The organism is Sphingomonas sp. 320_CC, from assembly GCF_059691795.1.
On record NZ_JCAWAE010000002.1, the window covers coordinates 516,837 to 538,878 of the forward strand.

General features: G+C 65.8%; 20 protein-coding genes and 1 tRNA gene. 10 read left to right on the plus strand and 11 right to left on the minus strand.

Annotation, left to right across the window (positions count from 1 at the left end):
* The first annotated feature begins 91 nt into the window (after positions 1–91).
* The 7 genes from AC59GX_RS09355 to AC59GX_RS09385 all read left to right on the plus strand — a co-directional run bounded on the left by AC59GX_RS09355 (position 92) and on the right by AC59GX_RS09385 (position 5,897).
* Entirely contained in the window at positions 92–2,047 is a 1,956-nt protein-coding gene (locus AC59GX_RS09355; RefSeq protein WP_497301582.1) for an alpha/beta hydrolase family protein, read from the plus strand.
* A gap of 102 nt (positions 2,048–2,149) precedes the next feature.
* Positions 2,150–3,634 carry a DNA-methyltransferase gene (locus tag AC59GX_RS09360; protein WP_426280037.1) on the plus strand — a complete coding sequence of 495 codons (1,485 nt, stop codon included), beginning with the start codon at positions 2,150–2,152 and terminating at the stop codon, positions 3,632–3,634.
* 169 nt (positions 3,635–3,803) lie between these two features.
* Positions 3,804–4,022, plus strand: a complete 219-nt coding sequence (gene infA / locus AC59GX_RS09365) for a translation initiation factor IF-1 (RefSeq protein WP_031441079.1) — start codon at positions 3,804–3,806, stop codon at positions 4,020–4,022.
* A 45-nt stretch (positions 4,023–4,067) separates the two neighbouring features.
* Complete coding sequence (locus AC59GX_RS09370) at positions 4,068–4,634, plus strand: Maf family protein (RefSeq protein WP_426280038.1); 567 nt, start codon at positions 4,068–4,070, stop codon at positions 4,632–4,634.
* Positions 4,627–5,586: a ribonuclease gene (locus tag AC59GX_RS09375; protein ID WP_426280039.1), complete on the plus strand. Its 960-nt coding sequence runs from the start codon at positions 4,627–4,629 to the stop codon at positions 5,584–5,586. Before AC59GX_RS09370 ends, AC59GX_RS09375 begins: the two co-directional genes overlap by 8 nt.
* Complete coding sequence (locus AC59GX_RS09380) at positions 5,583–5,768, plus strand: DNA gyrase inhibitor YacG (protein ID WP_060525858.1); 186 nt, start codon at positions 5,583–5,585, stop codon at positions 5,766–5,768. Before AC59GX_RS09375 ends, AC59GX_RS09380 begins: the two co-directional genes overlap by 4 nt.
* Before the next feature lie 53 nt (positions 5,769–5,821).
* A tRNA-Phe gene (locus AC59GX_RS09385) sits at positions 5,822–5,897 on the plus strand.
* A gap of 179 nt (positions 5,898–6,076) precedes the next feature.
* Here AC59GX_RS09385 and AC59GX_RS09390 read toward each other — a convergent pair.
* The 5 genes from AC59GX_RS09390 to AC59GX_RS09410 form a co-directional block, all read right to left on the minus strand.
* Positions 6,077–7,144: a 5-(carboxyamino)imidazole ribonucleotide synthase gene (locus AC59GX_RS09390; protein WP_426280040.1), complete on the minus strand. Its 1,068-nt coding sequence runs from the start codon at positions 7,142–7,144 to the stop codon at positions 6,077–6,079.
* Between the two features lie 11 nt (positions 7,145–7,155).
* A complete protein-coding gene (gene purE / locus AC59GX_RS09395; protein ID WP_426280041.1) occupies positions 7,156–7,632 on the minus strand; it encodes a 5-(carboxyamino)imidazole ribonucleotide mutase in 477 nt (158 codons plus the stop codon).
* A gap of 198 nt (positions 7,633–7,830) precedes the next feature.
* A complete protein-coding gene (gene gpmA / locus AC59GX_RS09400; RefSeq protein ID WP_056063882.1) occupies positions 7,831–8,517 on the minus strand; it encodes a 2,3-diphosphoglycerate-dependent phosphoglycerate mutase in 687 nt (228 codons plus the stop codon).
* A 123-nt stretch (positions 8,518–8,640) separates the two neighbouring features.
* Positions 8,641–9,777 carry a M14 family metallopeptidase gene (locus AC59GX_RS09405; RefSeq protein WP_426280042.1) on the minus strand — a complete coding sequence of 379 codons (1,137 nt, stop codon included), beginning with the start codon at positions 9,775–9,777 and terminating at the stop codon, positions 8,641–8,643.
* Positions 9,774–10,388: a DUF4136 domain-containing protein gene (locus AC59GX_RS09410; RefSeq protein WP_426280043.1), complete on the minus strand. Its 615-nt coding sequence runs from the start codon at positions 10,386–10,388 to the stop codon at positions 9,774–9,776. The genes AC59GX_RS09405 and AC59GX_RS09410 overlap by 4 nt, the downstream gene beginning before the upstream one ends.
* A 158-nt stretch (positions 10,389–10,546) precedes the next feature.
* Here AC59GX_RS09410 and ykgO point away from each other — a divergent pair, with 158 nt between their 5' ends.
* Positions 10,547–10,672 carry a type B 50S ribosomal protein L36 gene (ykgO, locus tag AC59GX_RS09415; RefSeq protein ID WP_003046794.1) on the plus strand — a complete coding sequence of 42 codons (126 nt, stop codon included), beginning with the start codon at positions 10,547–10,549 and terminating at the stop codon, positions 10,670–10,672.
* A 4-nt stretch (positions 10,673–10,676) separates the two neighbouring features.
* A complete protein-coding gene (locus AC59GX_RS09420; protein WP_426280395.1) occupies positions 10,677–11,291 on the plus strand; it encodes an HAD-IA family hydrolase in 615 nt (204 codons plus the stop codon).
* Between the two features lie 183 nt (positions 11,292–11,474).
* Here the strand turns inward: AC59GX_RS09420 and AC59GX_RS09425 are convergent, their stop codons facing one another.
* The gene (locus AC59GX_RS09425) at positions 11,475–12,080 is read right to left on the minus strand and encodes a L,D-transpeptidase family protein (RefSeq protein ID WP_426280044.1); all 606 of its coding nucleotides are present in this window, start codon (positions 12,078–12,080) and stop codon (positions 11,475–11,477) included.
* Positions 12,081–12,293: 213 nt separating this feature from the next.
* Here AC59GX_RS09425 and AC59GX_RS09430 point away from each other — a divergent pair, with 213 nt between their 5' ends.
* Positions 12,294–12,998: a murein L,D-transpeptidase catalytic domain family protein gene (locus AC59GX_RS09430; RefSeq protein ID WP_056063892.1), complete on the plus strand. Its 705-nt coding sequence runs from the start codon at positions 12,294–12,296 to the stop codon at positions 12,996–12,998.
* Between the two features lie 19 nt (positions 12,999–13,017).
* Here the strand turns inward: AC59GX_RS09430 and AC59GX_RS09435 are convergent, their stop codons facing one another.
* The 5 genes from AC59GX_RS09435 to AC59GX_RS09455 all read right to left on the minus strand — a co-directional run bounded on the left by AC59GX_RS09435 (position 13,018) and on the right by AC59GX_RS09455 (position 21,936).
* Positions 13,018–14,106 carry a glycosyltransferase family 2 protein gene (locus tag AC59GX_RS09435; RefSeq protein ID WP_426280045.1) on the minus strand — a complete coding sequence of 363 codons (1,089 nt, stop codon included), beginning with the start codon at positions 14,104–14,106 and terminating at the stop codon, positions 13,018–13,020.
* 29 nt (positions 14,107–14,135) lie between these two features.
* On the minus strand, positions 14,136–16,646 hold the full coding sequence (locus AC59GX_RS09440; RefSeq protein WP_426280046.1) for a DegT/DnrJ/EryC1/StrS family aminotransferase: 2,511 nt from the start codon (positions 16,644–16,646) through the stop codon (positions 14,136–14,138).
* 138 nt (positions 16,647–16,784) lie between these two features.
* A complete protein-coding gene (locus AC59GX_RS09445; RefSeq protein ID WP_426280047.1) occupies positions 16,785–18,698 on the minus strand; it encodes a CocE/NonD family hydrolase in 1,914 nt (637 codons plus the stop codon).
* An 89-nt stretch (positions 18,699–18,787) separates the two neighbouring features.
* The gene (locus AC59GX_RS09450; RefSeq protein ID WP_060525867.1) at positions 18,788–19,087 is read right to left on the minus strand and encodes a hypothetical protein; all 300 of its coding nucleotides are present in this window, start codon (positions 19,085–19,087) and stop codon (positions 18,788–18,790) included.
* Between the two features lie 17 nt (positions 19,088–19,104).
* Complete coding sequence (locus AC59GX_RS09455) at positions 19,105–21,936, minus strand: M16 family metallopeptidase (protein WP_497301589.1); 2,832 nt, start codon at positions 21,934–21,936, stop codon at positions 19,105–19,107.
* Positions 21,937–22,042: the final 106 nt, after the last annotated feature.

Here is a 22,042-nt window from a genome sequence, read left to right on the forward strand (position 1 = left end):
GCACTGATCCGCTGCAGCCTCCTCTTGTGCCGGCTACCGAACGCGATACTCTGCGCAAACGGTCGTTGGGGAATGGCCGGGGGGACTGATGATGACGTGGCGTACGAGCCTGCTGGCCGGTGCAATGATACCGACGATCGCGGTCGCGCAGACTGCGCCGCCGCCCGCCTCCGCGCCGAAGGCGATCGCCACGCTCTCGGACCGGGTGCCGGTCGAAACCTTTGCCAAACTGCCCGGCATCGCCAATCCGAAGCTCTCGCCCGACGGCAGGCGTATCGCCGCGAAGATGGCGATCGACGGCGTCCAGGTGCTGGTCGTCGCGCCGCTGTTCTCCGGTGGCAAGCTTGCCGCGATCAAGGTCGGGGCGACGGTCGACATCAACTGGTGGCGCTGGGTCGGTGACGACTGGCTCGCGGTCGGCATCGGATCGCAGGACATGCTGTACGGTGAGGACATCTACGTCACGCGCACACTGGGCGTCAAAGCCGACATGACCAAGATCAACCGGATCGACTGGAAGAATTCGGGTGTCCGCGCGGACGAGATCCTCTGGGCGGCGCGCGACGGCACGCCGCGTGTCCTGCTGTCGCGCCAGACCGGGATCGAAAGCGAAAGCCAATGGTATCCAGCAGTTGCCGAGGTAGATCTGTCGACCGGCAAGACCAAGACCGTTGCCGGCAGCCAGACGAACGTCTTCGACTGGTATGCCGATGGTGCGGGCGTCGTCCGGATGGGCTATCGCTACGACGACGACACCCGCAAAGGCTCGCTTCTGTATCGCAGCGCCAATCGCGATCCGTTCAAGGTCATCGCATCGGCCCGCGGCAAGCAGGATATCGTCATCCCGGTGACATTCCGCGCCGACGGCACGGCCATCGCGACGGACGATTCCGGCGGTCGGGACGAGGTGTTCGAAGTGTCGCTGCCCGACCTGAAGCTGGGCAAGAAGCTATATGGCGCCGATAGCTACGACGTCGATGGCGTGGTCGAGAACGCGACCGGCGACGACATCGACGGCATCACCGTCACCGATCGCTTCGGCCATATTGTCTGGCTGAACCCCAAGCTGAAGGAAATCCAGGACGCGGTCGACAAGGCGGTCGGCGAGCGGCGTGCGCGCATCGTCTCGTGGGACCGCACCCGGTCCAAGTTCCTTGTGCAGGTCGGCTCGCCATCGCAGGCGGGTGCGCTGTATTTCTACGATCCCGCGAACGGATCGATGCAGCGCTATTCGTGGCAGAACAGCGACCTCAAGGCGCGGACATTGTCGCCGGTGTCGACGATCCGGTACAAGGCACGCGACGGGGTCGAGATCGAGGCGCTACTGACCCTCCCCCGCGGGCACAGTCCCAAGAACCTGCCGTTGATCGTGTTGCCGCACGGCGGCCCTTTCGCGCGCGATTCAGAAGATTGGGACTGGTGGACGCAGTATCTGGCGGAAACCGGCTATGCCGTCGTCCAGCCCAATTACCGTGGATCATCGGGGTATGGCACCAGCTTCGCCAAGCTCGGCGAGGGGCAATGGGGCCTGAAGATGCAGGACGATCTCGACGATGCGATCACGCATCTGGCCAAGCAGGGCATCGCCGATCCGAAGCGCGTCTGCATGGCGGGGGCGTCCTATGGCGGCTATGCGGCGATGCGCGCGGCGCAGCGGAACGGCACCGGCGATGCGGCGCCCTATCGGTGCGCGATCTCCTATGCCGGCGTGTCCGATCTGCAGTCGATGCAGCGCTATGACGGCAAGTTCCTGTACGGAAAGACCCGCGGCGACTGGTTGAAGAAGCAGGCGCCCGACTATCGCAGCGTCTCGCCGCGCTTCGGTGCGCAGACCTTCTCGATCCCGATCCTGATGCTGCACGGCAAGGAGGACAAGCGCGTGCCCGTGAAGCAATCGCGGATGATGGCAGCTGCGCTAAAGGAGGCGGGTAAGCCGTACGAGTATATCGAGCAGCCCCTCGGCGATCATCATTTCACGCGCGGCGAGGACAGACTCGAGTTCCTGAAGGCAATGGGTGCATTCCTGACGAAGTATAATCCAGCATAACGCACGGGTACTGCCCGCCAAAACTCCATAACGGAGCATATACGCCGACTGTGGATGCATCTTGTTTGGACGAACGCAGTTTTGTCTCCGCATCATCACCGGATGCGCAACCGTCCCGAGAATCATCTCTTCTACGGCGACAATCTTGCCGTCCTTCGCAAGGAGATCGCCGACGAGAGCGTCGACCTAATTTACCTGGACCCGCCGTTCAATTCGAACGCCAATTACGGCATCCTGTTCAAGGAGCCCGACGGCAAGTCCTCCAACGCGCAAATCGAGGCGTTCGAGGACACCTGGCACTGGAACGACAGCGCCGAGGACGCCTTCGACCAGGTGCAGCGGAGCGGTAGCACCAAGGCGTTCGACCTGCTGAACGCGATGCGCGGGTTCCTCGGCGACAACGACATGATGGCGTATCTGGCGATGATGGCGGTCCGGCTGCTCGAGTTGCACCGCGTGCTGAAGCCGACCGGTAGCCTGTATCTCCACTGCGATCCGACCGCGAGCCATTACCTGAAGCTGCTGCTCGACGCGATCTTCGGCAAGCGCCAGATCGCGAACGAGATCATCTGGTGCTACCGGCGCTACACCGCGGCCAGCAACCGGTTCCAGCGGCTTCACGACACGCTGCTGTTCTACGGCAAGACCGACCAGCGGCGTTTCAACGACATTCGCATTCCGTATGGCGAGACCTCAGGCAAGAAGGACTCGCACTATCGCCAGGACGGCGATGGCCGCTGGTTCCGCTGGCAGAAGCGCAAGGACGCCGAACCCTATCGCATCTATCTCGCGGACGGGGTCAGGCTGGGCGACTGGTGGGACATTCCGATCATCAACGCGTCGTCGAAGGAGCGCCTGGGGTATCCGACGCAGAAACCGTCCGCGTTGCTGGAGCGGATCATCGCCGCGTCGTCGAACGAAGGCGACGTCGTGCTCGACCCGTTTTGCGGCTGCGGCACCGCGGTCCACGCAGCGGAAAAGCTCAAGCGACAATGGATCGGGATCGACGTCACGCATCTTGCCATCTCGCTGATCGAAAAGCGGATGAAAGACGCGTTTCCCGGCGTCACCTTCACCGTCGAGGGCACGCCGAAGGATCTCGCCTCCGCCTATGATCTCGCGCTGCGCGACAAATATCAGTTCCAGTGGTGGGCCGTCTCGATGGTCGACGCGCTGCCGTTCGGCGGCAGGAAGAAGGGGGCGGATGGCGGGATCGACGGGCTGATCTACTTCAACGATCACGACCCGGCGTCGGGCAAGATGGTGACGCACCGCGCGATCGTGTCGGTGAAGGGCGGGCTCAATCCCGACACTGCGATGGTCGAAACGCTCGCCGCGACGATCGCGCGCGAGAAGGCACCGATCGGCATCCTGATCATGAATGCCAAGCCGACACGCGAGATGGAGCGCCGGGCCGCCGCCGTCGGCATCTACCGCGCGGGCGTCGACGAGGCGTTTCCGAAGCTCCAGATCCTGACGCTGGCGGACCTGTTCCAGGGCAAGCGACCGCGCATTCCCAACGTCGACCGCGCCGCGTTCCGGCGTGCCGCGCGCGAGGCCACCGCGCTCCAGCCCAGCCTGCTGTGATAGCGCCCGAGTCTGTCGCTCTTGTTCAATTGCCATCGAAGGCCGATATACGGAATACGCAAGTGGGTGCGGGCATGACGCCTGTGCCTGCTGTCGGCCGTGCTTTCCTTTTTCGCGAACCTGCGGTAAGGGCGCTCGTCCCGAAATTCCCCCAATTCAGAGATTATATTTGGCCAAGGAAGAACTGCTCGAGATGCGCGGCCGCGTGGTGGAACTCCTCCCCAACGCGATGTTCCGGGTTCAGCTCGAAAACGACCACGAGATTCTCGGTCACACCGCCGGCAAGATGCGTAAGAACCGCATCCGCGTGCTGGTCGGCGACGAGGTGCTGTGCGAACTCACGCCGTACGATCTGACCAAGGGTCGCATCACCTACCGCTTCAAATAAGCCCGTGGGTGCCTAGGCGCCTGCCGCTTTTATAACGAGGCACCAATGCTGGTCCTGGCCTCTTCCTCGCCCCGCCGCCGCGATCTGCTCGCACGGCTCGGCGTCGTGCCGTCGCGCGTGGAACCCCCCGATATCGACGAGAGCCCGCGCAAGGCCGAACCGCCCCGCGCCTATGCTCTTCGCCTCGCAGTCGAGAAGGCCAGCGCTGTCGCACGTGCGGAGGGCGAGATCGTCCTCGCCGGCGACACCACGATCGCGCTCGGCAGCCGCATCCTGCCCCCCGCCGACACGATCGAGATCCAGCGAGACCTGCTCGGCAAGCTGTCGGGTCGGCGCCACCATTGCCTGTCCGCGGTCTGCGTGATCGACGCGACCGGCAAGGTGCGGACACGGATCGCCGACACGATCGTCGCGTTCAAGTCGCTCTCGCCTGCCGAGATCGACGATTATCTCGCGTGCGGCGAAGGTCTCGGCAAGGCCGGCGGCTATGCGATCCAAGGCCGCGCGGAGGCGTTCGTTCGCTTCCTGTCGGGCAGCCATTCTGGCGTCGTAGGCCTGCCCCTGTTCGAGACGCGCGCGCTGTTGAAGACCGCAGGCGTCGCACTTGCCTGATACGGGGCCTGCATGGCTCTACGAGGCCGGTATCGGCGAAGCGCGCGCCGCGCTGGTGGACAATGATCAGATTGTCGAAGCTGCGATCGAACTCGACACCGAGGCATTGAAGGTCGGTCTCGTCGCTCGCGCGCGGCTCGTCGAACTGCTGCCGGGCCGCCGCGGTCGCGTCGTGCTCGACGGCGGCGAGGCGTTGGTCAACCATCTCCCCCCGGGCATCACGCAGGGCGCGAGCCTGACAATCGAGATCGTCCGCGAGGCACTGCCCGAAACGGGCCGTGCGAAGCTTGCCAAGGCCGTCCCTAGCGACCTGCCGCCCTGCCCCGCCCCGACGCTGTACGAGCGCCTCATGGCGACGGGCCTGCCCGTCCTGAGCCCCCGCTCCCACGAAACTGACGCGCTGGAAGCGGCGGGCTGGTCCGAACTCCTCGACGAGGCTGCGAGCGGCGAGATCGTGTTTCCACTTGGTGCACTCCGCCTTTCGCCTACCCCGGCGATGACGCTGTTCGACGTCGACGGCGCGCCGCCGCTGGATACGCTCGCAGTCGCCGCCGCGCATGCCGTGGCACGCGCGATCCGCCGACACGGTATCGGCGGCTCGATCGGCATCGATTTCCCGACGTTGCAGGGCAAGGCGCAGCGCAACGCCGTCGCCACCGCGATCGACGAGTCCCTGCCGCAACCGTTCGAGCGCACAGCGATGAACGGGTTTGGCTTCCTCCAGATCGTTCGGCCAAGGCCCCGCGCGTCGATCCCCGAGATCCTTCGCGCCGATCCGGTCGGCGCAGCGACCCGCGCGGCGCTTCGTACGCTCGAACGCACGCCGCCGACCGCCTCGCGTCGCCACACCCTGCCCGCAGCCGTCCATGCACGCCTGATGACGCGCCCGGATTGGCTCGCGGAACTCACGCGCCGTACGGGCGTCGTCCACGAACTGGAGAGTGCCCGATGACGCCCACCGCCCCCACCGTCAAATGCCCGATCTGCGACCAGCCTGCGGTGGCTGAGTACAAGCCGTTCTGCTCGAGCCGCCACCGCGACCGCGACCTGCTGCAGTGGCTCGGCGAAGGCTATCGCATTCCCGGCCGATCAATTGCGCAAACGGGGCTGGACAGCGCCGAAGACCCCGACTAAACGCGCCCTTCCGATCGCAAGGTCGGACGCTTCTCCGGTCTCAGACCGGACGTGCCCGGATAGCTCAGTTGGTAGAGCATGCGACTGAAAATCGCAGTGTCGGCGGTTCGACCCCGTCTCCGGGCACCATTTTTTCAACTTGTGATTTAAGCGGCCGGATCATTCGCGAAGCCGCGAGCTTGGACACCAAATTCCGTTCGTGTCGAGCGTAGTCGAAGCACTTTCGCTTGGGGCACACCCTTCGACTTCGCTCAGGGCGAACGGAGGGAGGGCCGAATGGAATTGAGCGATATCCCTGATAGGGGCCTTTAGCGGACGATCCGTGTGACATGGCCCATCTTACGCCCCGGTCGCGCGGTGCCTTTGCCGTACAGGTGCAGATGCGCGCTGGGCTCGGCGAGCAGTTCCGCCCAGCGGTCGGCGTCGTCGCCGATCAGGTTTTCCATCGTCGCTTCACGTCCGGTCAGCGTCGTCGCGCCGAGCGGCAGGCCGCATATCGCGCGGATGTGGTTTTCGAATTGCGAGCATTCGGCGCCTTCGATCGTCCAGTGCCCCGAATTGTGCACGCGGGGGGCCATCTCGTTGAACACTGGGCCGTCGGCGCCAACGAAGAACTCGCACGCCAGCACGCCGACATAGTCGAGTTCGGCGGCAATCCGTTCGGCCAGCGCGGCGGCTTCGTCGGCCTGCGCCAGTACGACGGCGGGTGCGGGGACGGTGGAGTGGCGGAGGATCGCGTCGCGGTGGACGTTGAGCGGTGGATCGTAGCGCGCGATGGTACCGTCGAGGCCGCGGGCGATCAGGATCGAGAACTCGTGGTCGAACGGTACGAAGGCTTCGAGGACTGCGGGACCACCGATCGTGTCCCAGGCAGCTTGTGCGCCTTCGGGCGTGGCGATCTTGACCTGGCCCTTGCCGTCGTAGCCGAAGCGGGCGGTCTTGAGGATGGCGGGGGTACCGATCGCTTTCAGGCCCGCCTGCAGGCTTTCGAGGCTGTCGACCGCGGCCCAAGGTGCCGGGCGGCCGCCGACGGTCTCCACGAAGCGTTTTTCGCCCATGCGCTCCTGTGCGACGCGGAGCGCGCGGGGGCTTGGGTGGACGGGGACGCGGTCTGCGAGCCATTCGACGGGCTCGACTGCGATGTTCTCGAACTCATAGGTGATGACGTCGCAGGCGTCGGCGAAGTCGGCGAGGACGATGCGGTTGTGATAGTCGGCACGCGTCATGGTCGAGGCGGACTGCGCGGCGACGCTCTCCTGGTCGGGCGCGAGGACGTGCGTGTGATAGCCGAGCTGCGCTGCGGCGGTCGCGAGCATGCGGCCGAGTTGGCCTCCACCGAGGATGCCGATGGTCGATCCGGGGGGAAGCGGCGTCATGTCAGCGTCTTTCAGGCGGGGTCGGTGGCGACGGAGTCGGTCTGTGCCGCGCGCCATGCCTTCAAGCGCTCGGCGAGCGCGTCGTCGGACGTCGCGAGGATCGCGGCCGCCAGAAGCCCGGCGTTGATCGCGCCGGGCTTGCCGATCGCCAGCGTGCCGACCGGGATGCCGCCGGGCATCTGGACGATCGAGAGCAGGCTATCCATGCCCTTCAGCGCTTTCGATTCGACGGGAACGCCGAGCACCGGGAGGTGCGTCATCGAGGCGGCCATGCCGGGAAGGTGGGCCGCGCCGCCTGCACCGGCGATCACCACCTTGAGGCCGCGATCGGCGGCGGTGGTCGCATAGTCGTAGAGGCGTTGCGGGGTGCGGTGTGCGGAGACGACCTTGGTCTCGTAGGCGACGTGGAGCGCGTCGAGCGTCTCGGCGGCGTGGCGCATCGTCTCCCAATCGGAGGTGCTGCCCATGATGATGCCGACTAGAGCCATTTCCGTCCCCGGATCAAAGGAGCGACGTGCCTAGCGACGTGGGGGGGATTGGGCAATGTTGTTGGTACACTGCTCCCTTCCCTGGAAGGGAGGGGGTTGGGGGTGGGTTGGCTAATTGGGATCCGGAGCGCTCGCCAAGCGGCCGACCCACCCCCGGCCCCTCCCTTCCAGGGAGGGGGGAAGTAAAGGCCGGTGGCGTCAGCGCTCGCTGAGGTAGTAGCGGTCGGTGGCGTTCAGGTCGGCGTCGAGTTCGTAGACGATCGGCTGGCCGGTCGGGATCTCGAGGCTGGTGATCTCGTCATCGGGGATGTTGGAGAGGTGCTTGACCAGCGCGCGGAGCGAGTTGCCGTGGGCGGAGATGAGGATGCGCTGGCCGTCCTTCAACGCGGGGGCGATCCGCTCGTCCCAATAGGGAAGGACGCGCGCGATGGTGTCCTTGAGGCTCTCGGTCTTGGGGATCGCGATGCCGTCGTAGCGCCGGTCCTTCGACAGGTCGAACTCGCTGCCGTCGTCGAGTACGGGCGGCGGGACGTCGAAGCTGCGGCGCCAGATATGGACCTGCGCGTCGCCGTGCTTGGCCGCGGTCTCGGCCTTGTCGAGGCCGGTGAGGCCGCCATAGTGACGCTCGTTCAGGCGCCAGTCCTTCTCGACCGGGAGCCAGAGCCGGCCCATCGCCTCCAGCGCGATGTTGAGCGTCTTGATCGCCCGCGTTTGGAGGCTGACGAAGGTCTGGTCGAAGTCGAGGCCCTTGGCGGCCATCAGCTCGCCTGCGGCCTTGGCCTCGGCCTCACCCTTGGCGGTCATGTCGACGTCCCACCAGCCGGTGAAGCGGTTCTCGAGGTTCCAGGTGGACTGGCCGTGGCGGATGAGGACTAGGGTCGGCATTCGGGCTCCTGCGATGGCGGGACTGAACGGAAGGGTTCAAAGGTTAGGATAAGGTTAGGCCAACGCACGGTCCGCAGCGCTTGAACCCAAGCCTCCAAACCATGCCAAGCCGTTGTTATCAGGTCAGATTTCGTCGATCATGCCGGCGAGCGTCTCGAGCATCGCATGCGCGAGCTGTTTCGAGCGCTCGGGCGACCAGCCGAACTCGGGATCGGCGTTGGCGTCGTGATCCTTGAACGGCATCTCCAGCGTCACCGACACCGCACCGAAGCGCTCGGCGAGCTGGTTGGTCGACATCGACAGGTTCGCCGAGCCCGGTGCGGACTTGGGATAGCCCTTCTCGGTCTGGAAATCGGGCGTGTGCGCCGCGAGCCGCCGGCCGTATTCGTAGAATTTCTCGCCGTGCGCGTCGGTCCAGGACGGGATGCCTTCGAAACCGGCGATGAAGTTCGCGGGGATCGCCTCGTCGCCGTGGATGTCCATGGCGACGTCGACGCCGGTCTGGTCCATCGCGTTGCGCACGCAGAGGACTTCGGGGCTCTTCTCCGGCGTCGGCGTGTGCCATTCGCGGTTGAGGTTCACCCCGACGGCATTGGTGCGCAGATGACCCCGGCGCGTGCCGTCCGGGTTCATGTTGGGGACGACGTTGAAGGTCGCCTTCGCCAACAGCGCGGCAGTGATCGGATCGGCCGAATCGGTCAGCCGCTCGAGCGCGCCTTCCATCCACCATTCGGTCATCGATTCGCCGGGATGCTGGCGACCGTAGATCCAGACCTGTTTCGGCCCCGAGCCGATCGTGAAGCAATCGATCGCCTGCCCGTCGAGCGACCGGCCAAGTTCGCGGTGCGCGACGCACGGCAACAGCGCGGTGCGCGCCACCAGAGCCTCGTGCATTTCCATCGTGTACGGCGCGAAATAGGCGAACCAGGCGAGATCGGTATCGGCGGTGAAGTCGAATTCGAGCACGCCATTTTCATAGCGTGTCTCGATCATCCGCCACGCCTGCCGATCGGTGCTGGCGCGCGTCTTGTAGCCCGGCCAGCCGAACGGATAGGCCGACTTGCCCGCGTTGAGGATGCGGTAGGTCAGCGTACGTCCCGCCGCCCCCGCCACGCGGAAATAGAACCACTGGAAGAAATCGGACTGGAAATCGGTGACGATCTCCAGGTCGATTCGGTCTCCCTCGACGGCGACAACACGGATGTTGCCGCCATCGAAGGCTGCGTTGACGGTGACGGGGCTCATGGTTTGCGCGTTCATTTCACCTGGATAGTGCGACCGGACTCGCCGGGGAACCCCATGAACAGCGCGCGGGCGAGCTTCCCGGCCTGGATATCGGTCGTCGCGTCGGCCTTGCGGGCATCGGCGAACGACTGCGCGCGGCCTTCCCAGACGGGCGACTGGTCGGCGCTGCGCTTGATCGTTACCGACAGTTCGGAGACGAGGATCGCGGTGCTGCCGCCACCACCGATCGGGAAGCCGACCCCGCCACCGAGCCCGAGGCCGCCGCCACCGCGCCCGCCGCTGAAGCCACCGCCGCCAAGGCCGATGCTGATCGGCGAGCGCTTCGGCGGACCTGCCTGCGTTGTGCGGGTGAAGCCGACGGTCGCCACCAGCAGCGGCTTGGCGCCGGGTGCGGGGACGCTGTAGCCGGCCTGGAGCAGCTGGCCCTGGACGGCGGCGGCATAGGTCTTGAACTCGATGCTGGCCGGGCCGCCGGCGGTCAGCGGCTGGACGGCGATGGTGCCGCGGTCGATCGGCTCGCCGAGATGATAGCGCAGCACCTCGGTCGGCGGCAGCGACGGGCCTGTCGCGCACGCGGTGAGGGATGCGCCTGCCAGCGCCAGGACGAGAATCGAACGAACCGCCATCGGGGACTTCCTTAGAATGTTGCGCTATAGTAACGCTCCGACCAGCCGAGTGGGTTCCCGGATGGCATGAGCGTGTCCGTTGCTTGACTTGGACACACCCCGCCATTAGGCGATCCCGTCTTTCCGCACACCTAGATTTGAAAAGAAGCGAATCGATCATGAAGATCCGCAATTCCCTGAAGTCGCTCAAGGATCGTCACCGCGATAACCGCGTGATCCGTCGTCGTGGCCGTACCTACGTCATCAACAAGACCAACCGTCGCTTCAAGGCACGCCAGGGCTAAAGCCCTGATTACCGCCGTCATTTTCGACGTCGGTCGTGTTCTTTACGACTGGGATCCCCGGATCCTGTACGAGCGCCTGATCGATGACGATCGGGCGCTCGACGCGTTCCTGCGCGACGTCGTGACGATCGACTGGCATTTCCAGCACGACGCTGGCCGCGACTTCGCCGACACCTCGGCGGAGCTCGCCGCGTTGCATCCGCAGCATGCCGACCTGATCGCTGCCTGGGGGCCGCGATTCAACGAGAGCATCGGCGCGCGAATCGCTGGCATGCACGAGATCGTCGAGCAGCTGGACGCGGCCGGCATACCGCTGTTCGCGATCACGAACTTCAGCCACGAGTTCTGGCCACCCTTCCGCGCGCGTGAAGCGCATCTGTTCGACCGGTTCCGCGACGTGGTCGTATCGGGCGAGGAGAAGATGGTGAAGCCGGGTGCGGCGATCTATCGGCTGGCGCTGGAGCGATTCGGGCTGGCGGCGGAGGAGGCCGTGTTCGTCGACGACAATGCGGCGAACGTGGCGGCGGCGCGGGCGTTGGGAATCGAATCGGTGCTGTTTACCGATGCGGCGGATTTTCGCGCGCGGTTGGTTGAGTTGGGTCTCCCGATCGCGGCTTAGCCGTTACCCGCAGACGTGTTCGGCATTTATTCCCATCAAACATTTAATCGTCATTCCCGCGCAGGCGGGAACCCATACTGGCAAACCTGGCGGCATGATCGCGACCGTTTGAGGTTATGGGTCCCCGCCTCCGCGGGGATGACGGTGGGGTAGCCGATCAACCGAGATGGCTGCCTGACAAATTCACTGCTCGAGCGAAATCGACTGGCGCAGGTTCGCTACGGCCGTCTCCTGATCCGCGACCGGCGCTTCCGGCATCACGCCACCCTCGAAATCGTCGGTCACCGTCACGGTCGTCCCCAGCGTCGTCACCCCGAACAACTGCTTGGCAAAGCCGAGCGGCACGCGGATGCAGCCGTGCGATGCGGGGAAACCCGGGTTGCGGCCTGCATGGATCGCGATGCCGTCCCAGGTCAGCCGCTGCATGAACGGCATCGATGCATCGTCATACAGGCTCGACCTGTGGACCGCGTTCTTCTGCAGGATCGGATAGGTGCCGACCGGCGTGTCCTTGCCGTCCTTGCCACTGGAGATCGTCGTTGCAGCGATCATCGTCGACCCGCGATAGACAAACGCGCGCTGCTCCATCAGGCTGACGACGATGCTGACGGGCTCGCTGGAACCATTGTCCTTCCAGACGAACTGGTTGGGCGAGAGCTCGGTCGCGGCCTGTTCGATCGGCATCGCGGCAATGGCGGCCGCCGATGCGGCCTGCGCAGGGTTTGCGCCCGCGAGGATCGCAAAGGTCAGCCCCACTGCCATGAACGACTGCGCCGTTCTGTTCGCCATCTTGCCCATCGTCGCGTCCGTCCTCGAATCCCGGTATTTTCGCCCAACGCGCGATTCTTGAAAACGTGCCGTCGGAGGATTGAGTCGACGAACCGACCCCAAGCCGGGGTAGTTTGAGGGAACGGACCCACAACCAGTGGAAATGGTTGCAGAATATTCACGGAAAATCGGCTATAGGATGTTCCAAGAAACGGGGCAATTTCGGGAAAATCGATGCACGACGAGCAAGGTCTTGTGCGCGAACGACGCGCGCTTCTGAAGAATGGTTTGGTATTGGCGGGGGCTTTGGTGGTGCCGGGGGCAGTGTCGGCGACGACGCGTCTCGGACGTCCGCTGACCGCACGTGACTTGAAGCCGATGACGCAGCCACCGCTGCCGCGCACGACGGTCGCACTGACCTCGCCGAAGGTGGTTCGTCCCGACCTGCTGCGTCAGGCAATGGCGTCGCTGAGCCGTCACGGCAGCCGCATCCAGCATCACGACCGGATCGCGATCGCCGATTTCGCGGCGCCGTCGGGCAAGCCACGCTTCCACTTCATCGATCTCGCCAGCGGGCGCAGCACGTCGCTGCTGGTCGCGCATGGCAGCGGCTCGGATCCGGCGCACACCGGGTATCTGGAGCGCTTCTCGAACCGCTTCGGCTCGAACGCCTCGTCCGAGGGCGCGTTCGTCACCGACGATTATTACGTCGGCAAGCATGGCCGCTCGCAGCGCTTGATCGGGCTCGATCCGACCAACGACAATGCGCTCGATCGTGCGATCGTGGTGCATTCGGCGTGGTACGCGAACAAGGACATGATCGAGAGCCACGGCATGCTGGGTCGCAGCCAGGGGTGCTTCGCGGTCGGCGAGCGCGATCTCGACCAGGTGTTCGCACGGCTCGGTGCCGGCCGGATGATCTACGCCGCCAAGGTCTGAAATACCGGCCCGGACCGCGCTACTCCGCGGTCTGGGCCATGCGGCTCTGCTGCATCCTCCGGCGGGCGCGCCTGACGCCGCCGATGAGCCCCGACCACAACAGAGCTTCGACGCCGGCATAGCCGAGCCCGAGATGATCGGGGCGTACCGCCAGCACGTCTTGCAGGCTGACCGTCCCGGCGCGTAGCCCTGCCCGGCCGATATCGCCCCAGCGCCGTGCAGTCTCCCAGCGGATCAGGCGGATGTCGTGTGCCGAGCAGTCGTGCGCCGCCAGGAAGTCCGCCTGGATGACGCTCAGCGCACTGCCCAGCGTCGCCAGCGCGGCGCGATCGGGGACCGGGCGCTTGGCCATGTTGTGGAGCATGATCAGGCGCGCGATCCGCTCCGCGCGATCGTCGAACAGCCGGGCGTAGCGTTCGGTCAGGACGCGGACCGAGGCGGCCTCCATCGTATCGACGAAACGCTTCGAGACGCCGCCGGGATGGACGCGGTACAGCACTAGCGCTTCGTCCAGCCGCGCGATCGCGCCGAAATGCTGTATCCGCTGATACAGGTCGAAATCCTCGGCATACAGGAGCTCCGGCCGGGTCACCGGGTCGAGCTGTCGTGCCACCTCGGTCCGCATCATCGTCGACGACCAGACGAGCGGGTTCTCGATACAGGTGAGCCATGCGACCAGCGCGGGCGTGGTGGTCGGCGCATAGCTGGACGGGCCGACCACGCCCGCGGTCAGGAGTTCGGCGGCGGTGCCCAGCAAGACGGTGTTGGGATGCGCGTCGAGATACGCCACTTGCCGCTCGAAGCGATCGGGGCGGCAAATGTCGTCATGATCGAGCGCGGCGATGTAGCGGCCGCGCGCCTCGGCAAACCCGCGGTTGCGGGCGAGCACCGGGCCGCCGTTCTTCGCCATCTGGACCAGTCGGACACGGGGATCGCGCCAGGCGCGCACCACCTCGCGCGTGTCGTCGGTCGAGCAGTCGTCGACCACGATCACCTCGAAATCGCTGAAGGTCTGGGCTTGCAGGCTGGCGAGCGTCTCCTCGATCAACCCGGCGCCATTATACGCGGCCATGACCACGCTGACGACGGGGCTAACGGCGGGGCTCACGACGGGATCAGCCGTTCGATCGTCCGACGTCACGCTGCTGCCAGTGCCTTCGATGCCATCACCTGATCGATTATCATCAACCCCACGTCGTTCTGCCAGAGCCATAAGCCATTGGCTTGCCCGGAGAAACTGGATTCGCCACCGAGAGCGCCCCAGGGCACGAAGCCGGCGGCCAGGCCGAGCCCGTACAGGCCTGGGATCGGCGTGCCCTGATCGTCGACGATCCGGCAGTGGCGGTCGACCATCGGCTTTCCGTCATGTGCGGCCAACGGCATCTGCGCGCCGTCTCGATCGGCGAGCGGCATCGCGATCGGTCGATAGCCTAGCGCCGCGATGACGAGGTCGGCTTCGGCGATTGCCGCCTGTGCGACCGCGTCGTCGTCGCCCGTGATCCGGTGCAGCGCCACGCGGGGATCGGGCACACGACCGTCGATACCGAGCATCCGCAGCACAAGGTCGCGCGCTTCGAGGCGGAAACCGGCGAGGCGGTAGACGAAGCCCGAGACCGGGCAGATGTCGTCAGGGCCGAAATCGGTGAACCCCTCGGCATGTGCGGCCTCGACCGAATGATAGAAGGGACGCAGCGGCTTGCGGTGCAGGAGCGTGATGGCCCCTGCCCCCAACGGCAGCGGCGGCTGGCTCTTGAGCAGCAGCGCGATCGTGGTCAGCGCGCTGGTCGAACCGCCGATCACCGCGATCTTCGGCGCGCGCTTGCCGGTCAGGATGTCGGCGACCTTCTCGAACCCGCCAGTCGTCAGCACGTCGTCGGACTGGAGCAGGCGCCCGCTCGCCAACTCGATCAGGCCGGCGCCCGCGACCTGCTGCGTGGCGAGCCGGTCGAGCGGCTGGTGACCGCCGGTCGCGACGACGATGTTGCGCGCGAGTTGCTCGAAGACATGGCCATCGGCGAGGCGGCGGACCTGGACGCTCCACAGGCCTTCGCCGACGCGTTTTGCACCTAGTGCCTCATGCCCGGTCAGCACGACGCCGCCATTGGCGCGGACGATATCGGTCAGGCGGTCGCCGGTCGCGCGCAGCAGCGGCCCGACCTCGGTCAGCGGTACGCCGAGCGCGCCCTCGTGCGCCGCAACCGCGCGTCCGGCGGGATGATCGACCAGCCGGGCGAGTTCGGGATGCACATTGCCTCGGACCGCGGTCAGGAAGGTCTGCGCGGTCGAATCCGACGTGATCGCATAGCGACCGAGCCGCCCGCCACCGATCGCATTGCCGCGCTCGATCACCATCAACCCCGACGCGGCGAGATCGGGGAGCAGGCCGCGCTTGGTCGCCGACGTCAGCATCGCCGTCCCCGCGGGGCCGCCGCCGATCACGATGACCGAGGCGATCTTGCCGCCCGCCCCGCGCATCGAAGCGCGCCGGTCGAGCGGCCGGACGATCGCGGCGCAGGCGTTCGCGAGCGCCTCGGCAGCCCGTCGCGCGTCTTCGACCGACATCGCATCGGTGATCGGCAGCGACAGCATCCGCCCGGCGATCTTGTCCGCGACCGGAGTCGGCTCGATCATCGCTGTCGCCTGGAACCAGGGCTGTTCGCCGAGGTGCGGGCTGAAATAGCGGCCGCAGCCGACCCCGTTCGCCTCGATCGCCTCGACGATCGCGTCGCGGTGATGCGCGATGTGTTCGGGGAGCAGCACCGGCATGAACTGCATCGAGCGGCGTCGGCCCGAAACCGCCTGGAACTGGAAATCGGGGAGCGTGGCGCGGTAGGTTTCCTCCAGCACGGCACGGTGGTTTGCGATTGCGTCGATCTCGGCCAGCTTGGTCTGCGCCATGATCGCGGTGATCTCGGGCAGCTTGGCGTTGATGCCCGGCAAAGTCGCGTTGCGGCTGCCCTCGAACCCGAAATTCCCCATCGACCGCAGCGTCGCGATCAGGTCGACGTCGCCGCTGTGGATCAGGCCGCCCTCCCCCACCGCGAACGTCTTGGTCGCGTGCATCGAATGCACGACGGCGAAGGGGGCATGCGCGCCGAAGCCGAGGCCCGAATCGTCGAGCGTGCCGAGCGAGGAGGCCGCGTCGATCACGATTCCGACGCCGTAGCGCCGCTGGAAATGGACGTAGCGGTCGAGGTCGATCGCATTGCCGAACGTCGCATAGGGCACGACCACGCCGATCCGCTCGCCGTGGCGTTGGAGCAGTCGCTCTTCCTCGAGCGCGCACGCACCCCAGTCGTCTGCGTCGATGTCGCAGACCAGCGGCGTCAGCCCCGCCCATGCCGCGGCCTGTGCGGTCGCGGCGAAGGTGAGCGCGGGCATCAGCGCGAGCGTGCCCTGCTTGGGGTTCAGCCCGCCGGTCCGCATACCCGATGCATGGCGGATCGCGAGCATCAGCCCGAGCGTGGCATTGCCGACGGCGAGGCTGGCGCCGTGGCCGCCGAAGAGCTTATCGGTGACGCCGGCCTCGAACGCGCGAACCTCGGGACCGTTGTTGCTGAACACGCCCGACGCCTCGACGCGGCGCAGCGCATCGAGGTGCTCGCTCAGCCGCGGCGGGTTCGGCGCGATCAGGGGGAGGCGTTTCATCGGCGATCCGGTCTGTTGTGCCGCAGACCTATGATCCACGGCCTCCTAAGAACCAGTTACGCTGCCACATTACGACGGATGCAGGGCGATGTTTTCCTTACATCATCCCGGAACGTATCCGGGATGATGTAAGACTAATCAACGTATTAGCGGAAGGCTGATGTAACTTTCGTCGGGTCCGGCGACCGTCACCTTCTGCGTCGCCTTCACGTAATCCTTCGGTTGCGCGAAGAAGATGTTCGCGACGAAGGTCTGCGGGTTGCGATCGTAGAGCGGGAACCAGCTCGACTGGACCTGCACCATGATCTTGTGGCCGGGCAGGAAGACGTGGTTGGTGGTCGGCAGCGCGAACTTGTATTTCAAGGGCACGTTCGCCGCGATCGGCTTGGCGACCGCCAGGCTCTCACGATACCGCCCGCGGAAAATGTCCATCGCGACCGACAATTGATAGCCCGCCATCGCCTTGTCGCCGGGATAGACGTCCGGATACACGTCGATGAGCTTCACCACCCAGTCGCTGTCGGTGCCGCTGGTCGAGGCGGTGAGGTTCACCTCCGGAACGCCTGCGATCGTCGTCGGCGTGGTGAGCGCATTGGTGGTGAAAGTCAGCACGTCGGGACGGCCCGAGACGGCGCGCTGGTCGTCGACCAGCCACTGTTTCCACGTCGATCCGCTCGCATAGGTCGGCAGCGTTGGGCGCACCCGGTAGCTGACGGGTGCGGCGGGGTCGGAGATGTAATCCGCGGTCGTCGCCGCGCCGCCAGCCGCCTGGAAGCCGAGTGCGCTGCCGGGCTTGAGGTACAATGGCGTGCCCGCGGCCTGCGCGGTCGCCCATTTGTCGAGCCTCTGCCATTCGTTGCGGCCCGACTGGAACATCGTCACCGGCGCGACGTCCATCGCCGGCTGGTCGCTCTTCAGGTAATGTGCGAGGAACGGTGCGAGGACGTGCCAGCGCCACCATTTGGCGGTGTCGGCATCCCATTTGATCGCGCCCAGCGCGCTGCCGTCGCGCACCTCCTGGCCGTGATACCACGGGCCCATCGACAGATAGACCATGTCGTTGGCGGTGTCCTTGGGCTCCAGCGCGCGATAGACCGCGGGCGCACCGTAGATGTCCTCCTGATCCCACAACCCGCCGACGATCAGCGTCGGTACCTTCAATGGCTGGCCGGCGAGCACGGTGTCCATTGCCTGGGTCGACCAGAACGAGTCGTACGCAGGATGCTGCGTGATCTTGCGCCAGAAGCCGAGCTGTTCGAGACACTGCGCCTTGCCGATCGCGCCGGCCGAACCGCCCTTGAGGTAATAGTCATAATCGTCGGCGGTGTCGGTGATCCACGGCGTGCCGGCATCCTTGGTCGCTTCCTGCCCGAGGACGTAGGGCATCATGCCCTCGCGGAAGGCACCGTTGTGGAACCAGTCGTCGCCGCGCCAGCCATCGACCATCGGGTTCATCGGCACCGAGACCTTCAACGCCGGGTGCGGATTGATCAGCGCCATCAGCGGCAGGAAGCCGTCATAGCTGATCCCGCTGATCCCGACGCGGCCGTTCGATTCGGGGACGTGCTTCACCAGCCAGTCGATCGTGTCGTAGGTGTCGGTCGAATCGTCGGTCTTGGTCGGGTTCTGCGCAGTGCCGGCGCGCGCGGGGTTCATCATGTAGATGCCCTGCGATCCGTGCATGCCGCGGACGTCCTGGATCACGCGGATATAGCCCGCTGCGGCGATCACGTCGCCCGCGCCGTCGCCGTGCTCGAGGATGCCGGCATAGGTGCCGCTGTCGACCTTGGTCTGGCCGTCGGCATCATAGGGCGTGCGGGTCATAAGGATGCCGGCGTCCTTCGCGCCCTTCGGCACGATGATGACGGTGTGGAGCTTCACTCCGTCCCGCATCGGAATCTCGACCACCTTGCGCACATAGTCGTAGCCGACGTCGCGCGGCGCCATCTTGGCGGGGCGTTCGTCGTAATTCTGCGCGGTCGCGGGAGTGGTTGTCGCGGTAGCCAGCGCGGCGATGGCGCAGGCGGCAAACAGACGGGTGGTCGAACTCATTTTCTTCTTCCTTCCCTCCCGGACTGAAAAAGAAAAAGGCCCGCCTTTCCGTGTGGAAAGACGAGCCCCTCTCGTAGCAATTCAGGCGATCAGGCCGTCCGCGTGCCGGTCAGCGGGAAGCTGCCGAACGCGCCGGCTGCGACGCTGCCCTTGAGGACGTCGTCCTCGACGGTCGCCTTGCAGTCGAGCGTCATCGGCATCGGCACGGTCATGCTCTGCTTCCAGGTGATCGTGTCGCCATCGACGTCACCGGTGACGTCCATGCCGCCCATCGCGCCCGACACCGCACCGGTGAAGGTGCTGCCGGCGCTATTCACGGTCAGCGTCATCTTCTGATCGCCCAGCGGCGACTTTACCACGCAATCCCAGCTGCCATCGACGTTTGCCATTGCATTCTCTCCTGAAATCATTTGGCGCCGGCTACCGACGCCGCGGGAATGACCTCGACCGGGAGGCCGATGCTGTCAAGCTGCGGGCGCACCGTCTTCGCATCGCCGACCACGACCCAGATCGTCTTCTTCGGGTCGAGCGCCTGCTGGATCGCGGTGTTGAGTTGCGGCAGGTTAAGACCCTGGTATCGCTGCGTGATCGTCGCGTAGTAATTGTCGGGCCGCTTGAGCAGATCGTTCTGCTGCATCGCGCTCAGTACAGCATCGGACGTCTCGAAATTACCCGAAAGCGAGCGGATCGCGCCGTTGATCGCCCGATCGAACTCCGCCTGCGTCATCGGCTCCTTGCCGAGGAACGCGCCGATATCGCTGCGCAGTGCAGCGATTGACGGGCCGGTCTGGTCCGCCTGCACCGGTGCCGACAGGATGTACGGCGCGGCATTTTCCGACTGCTGGAAGCGACCCGAGACGCCGTAGGACCAGTGCTTGCTCTCGCGCAGGTCCATGTTGACGCGGCCGAGGAAGCTGCCGCCGAGCGCATCGTTCGCGGTCGCGATCGGCAACAGGTCCTGCGTGCCCTTCAATCCGGTCGGCACGCCCGCGATGATCAGCGACTGTGGGCTGTCCGGCCGGTCGATCAGCACGATCTTCGGCGCGGACGGCGTCACCGTCGCCGGGAACGCCTTGACGCCCGCCGCCCCGGTCGGCCGCCATGTTCCGAAGCGCGCGTCGAGCGTCGCCTTCACCTCGGCGAGCGGACGATCGCTGACGACGAAGATCTTCGCCTTGTCGGGCCGCAGCCATGCCTGCTGGAACGCGACCAGATCGGCACGGGTCAGCGCCGCCACCGCCTTCGGATCACCACTGCCCTGTGCCTTGGCATAGGGCGAGTTCGGCCCGAGCAGCGGCGGCAGGACACGCGTCGCCAGCCCCTGCGGGCTGGTCAGTTCCTGCGCGATCTGCGCGAGTTGCTGGTTCTTGACGCGCGCGACCTCGGCATCGGCGAACGCGGGATTCTGCGCGATGTCGGCGAACAGGTCGACCGCGGGTGCGAGATTGGCGCTCGGCACCTGCAACGACAGGAAGGTCCGGTCGTTCGACGCACCCGTGCCGATTTCCGCGCCGAGCCGCTCCTTGGCTTCGGCAAGCGCGACCGAATCGCGGGTCGGCGTGCCTTCGTCCATCATCGACAGCGTCAGCTGTTGCGTACCGAGCTTGCCGGGGACGTCGGCCGCAACGCCCGCATCGAAGCTGAGCACCGCCTGCGTAACAGGAACGGCGGTGCGCTGCGCGTAGACCAGCTCGATACCGTTCGCGAGACGGGTACGCTGGACCGCCGGGAAGCTGAGACCAGCTACGGTGCCGACGCCGGGCAGCGGCCCGCGCGTACCCTTGAACGGCACGTCAGCGGCCGGCGGTACGTCGACCTTGGGCGGCACGACCGCGTTGGCATAGGCGTCGCGCGGCCCGGGCACGACAGTCAGCGAATAGGCCGGGCGCGACAGCCACTTGGCCGCCGCGGCCTTCACGCTCGCGGGCGTTTCGGCTGCAAGCTGCAGGAGCTGTTTCTTATAGAAGCCCGGATCGTTCGAATACAGCGCGCCCTCGGCCAGCGTCACCGCCTTGCCGCCGAACCCACCGACGGACTCGAGGCCTTCCATCGTGCTGGCCGCGGTCGTCGTTGCGACGCGGCTGACCTCGTCGGCGGTCGGCCCGTTCTTGATGAAGTCCGCCATGATCTCGTCGATGCGCTTCGATACGAGCGCGGGGTCGACGCCCTGCCGGACGATCGCACGGATGCCGAACATGCCGAGCTGGCTGAAGCTGCGGTTATAGGCGGAGATGCTGACGACGAGCTTCTCCTTCTTGACCAGCGCGGTGTCGAACCGGCTGCTGGCGAGGCCGCCGAGCACGCCTGCCGCGACGTCGAGCGCGGTGCCGTCCTTGTCGTTCAGGCCGGGCACCACCCAGTTGCGGCTGACCATGACGGCGGCGACGCGGTCCTTGATCGTCTCGCTGACCGGTGCCGGCAGGGTCGGGATCGGCGCGGGCGGGACGATGCTTTCGGGGCCCTTCGGGATGCCGCCGAAATACTTCTCCGCGAGCCGCTTGGCGGTCGCCGTATCGACGTCGCCGGCGAGTACGAGCACCGCGTTGTTCGGGCCGTAATGATCCTTGAACCAGTCCTTCACCGTCTGCAGCGAGGCGGCATCGAGATCCGCCATCGAGCCGATCGTGGTGTGGCCGTACGGGTGATCCGCGGGGAACAGGCCCTCGGTGATCTTGTACTGGGTCAGGCCGTAGGGCTGGTTGTCGCCCTGGCGCTTCTCGTTCTGGACGACGCCGCGCTGCTCGTCGAGCACGCCCTGCGTGATCGCGCCGGTAAGATAGCCCATGCGGTCGGATTCGAGGAACAGCGCGCGATCGAGCGCCGCGGTCGGCACCGTCTCGAAATAATTGGTGCGGTCGAAATAGGTGGTGCCGTTGAAGTCGGTCGCGCCGACCTGCTTCAGCGGTTCGAAAAAGTCGCCGGGTGCGTTCTCGGAGCCGTTGAACATCAGATGCTCGAACAGATGCGCGAAGCCGGTCTTGCCCTTGGGCTCGAACTTCGAGCCGACATTATACCAGACGGACACGGCCACCACTGGCGCCTTGCGATCGGTGTGCACGACGACGCGCAGGCCGTTCTTCAGCGTGAATTGCTGGTAGGGAATATCGACCGACTTGACGAGATCGGCGACCGGTGCAGGCTTTGCCGCGGGGGTCGCTGCGCGCTGGCCCTGACCGAATGCGGGCGAGACGAGAGCAATTGCGGCGACGCCGGCAAGCGCGGTCATTTTCAAAGCCATATGCGAACATTACCCCGTGTTTCAGAATGATATCGTCGCAGCATAGCCACGCTTTGTCGGCGGGCAACAGATAGATACGTCGAGTTTCGAGGCGATCTGCGCTGGT

What these genes read in the sequence shown, in the direction of transcription:
- AC59GX_RS09355 (WP_497301582.1), top strand. Translation starts at nt 92, where the DNA reads ATGACGTGGCGTACGAGCCTGCTGGCCGGTGCAATGATACCGACGATC.
- AC59GX_RS09360 (WP_426280037.1), top strand. Translation starts at nt 2,150, where the DNA reads ATGCGCAACCGTCCCGAGAATCATCTCTTCTACGGCGACAATCTTGCC.
- AC59GX_RS09370 (WP_426280038.1), top strand. Translation starts at nt 4,068, where the DNA reads ATGCTGGTCCTGGCCTCTTCCTCGCCCCGCCGCCGCGATCTGCTCGCA.
- AC59GX_RS09380 (WP_060525858.1), top strand. Translation starts at nt 5,583, where the DNA reads ATGACGCCCACCGCCCCCACCGTCAAATGCCCGATCTGCGACCAGCCT.
- AC59GX_RS09390 (WP_426280040.1), bottom strand. Translation starts at nt 7,144, where the DNA reads ATGACGCCGCTTCCCCCCGGATCGACCATCGGCATCCTCGGTGGAGGC.
- purE (WP_426280041.1), bottom strand. Translation starts at nt 7,632, where the DNA reads ATGGCTCTAGTCGGCATCATCATGGGCAGCACCTCCGATTGGGAGACG.
- gpmA (WP_056063882.1), bottom strand. Translation starts at nt 8,517, where the DNA reads ATGCCGACCCTAGTCCTCATCCGCCACGGCCAGTCCACCTGGAACCTC.
- AC59GX_RS09405 (WP_426280042.1), bottom strand. Translation starts at nt 9,777, where the DNA reads ATGAACGCGCAAACCATGAGCCCCGTCACCGTCAACGCAGCCTTCGAT.
- AC59GX_RS09410 (WP_426280043.1), bottom strand. Translation starts at nt 10,388, where the DNA reads ATGGCGGTTCGTTCGATTCTCGTCCTGGCGCTGGCAGGCGCATCCCTC.
- ykgO (WP_003046794.1), top strand. Translation starts at nt 10,547, where the DNA reads ATGAAGATCCGCAATTCCCTGAAGTCGCTCAAGGATCGTCACCGCGAT.
- AC59GX_RS09425 (WP_426280044.1), bottom strand. Translation starts at nt 12,080, where the DNA reads ATGGCGAACAGAACGGCGCAGTCGTTCATGGCAGTGGGGCTGACCTTT.
- AC59GX_RS09430 (WP_056063892.1), top strand. Translation starts at nt 12,294, where the DNA reads ATGCACGACGAGCAAGGTCTTGTGCGCGAACGACGCGCGCTTCTGAAG.
- AC59GX_RS09440 (WP_426280046.1), bottom strand. Translation starts at nt 16,646, where the DNA reads ATGAAACGCCTCCCCCTGATCGCGCCGAACCCGCCGCGGCTGAGCGAG.
- AC59GX_RS09445 (WP_426280047.1), bottom strand. Translation starts at nt 18,698, where the DNA reads ATGAGTTCGACCACCCGTCTGTTTGCCGCCTGCGCCATCGCCGCGCTG.
- AC59GX_RS09450 (WP_060525867.1), bottom strand. Translation starts at nt 19,087, where the DNA reads ATGGCAAACGTCGATGGCAGCTGGGATTGCGTGGTAAAGTCGCCGCTG.
- AC59GX_RS09455 (WP_497301589.1), bottom strand. Translation starts at nt 21,936, where the DNA reads ATGGCTTTGAAAATGACCGCGCTTGCCGGCGTCGCCGCAATTGCTCTC.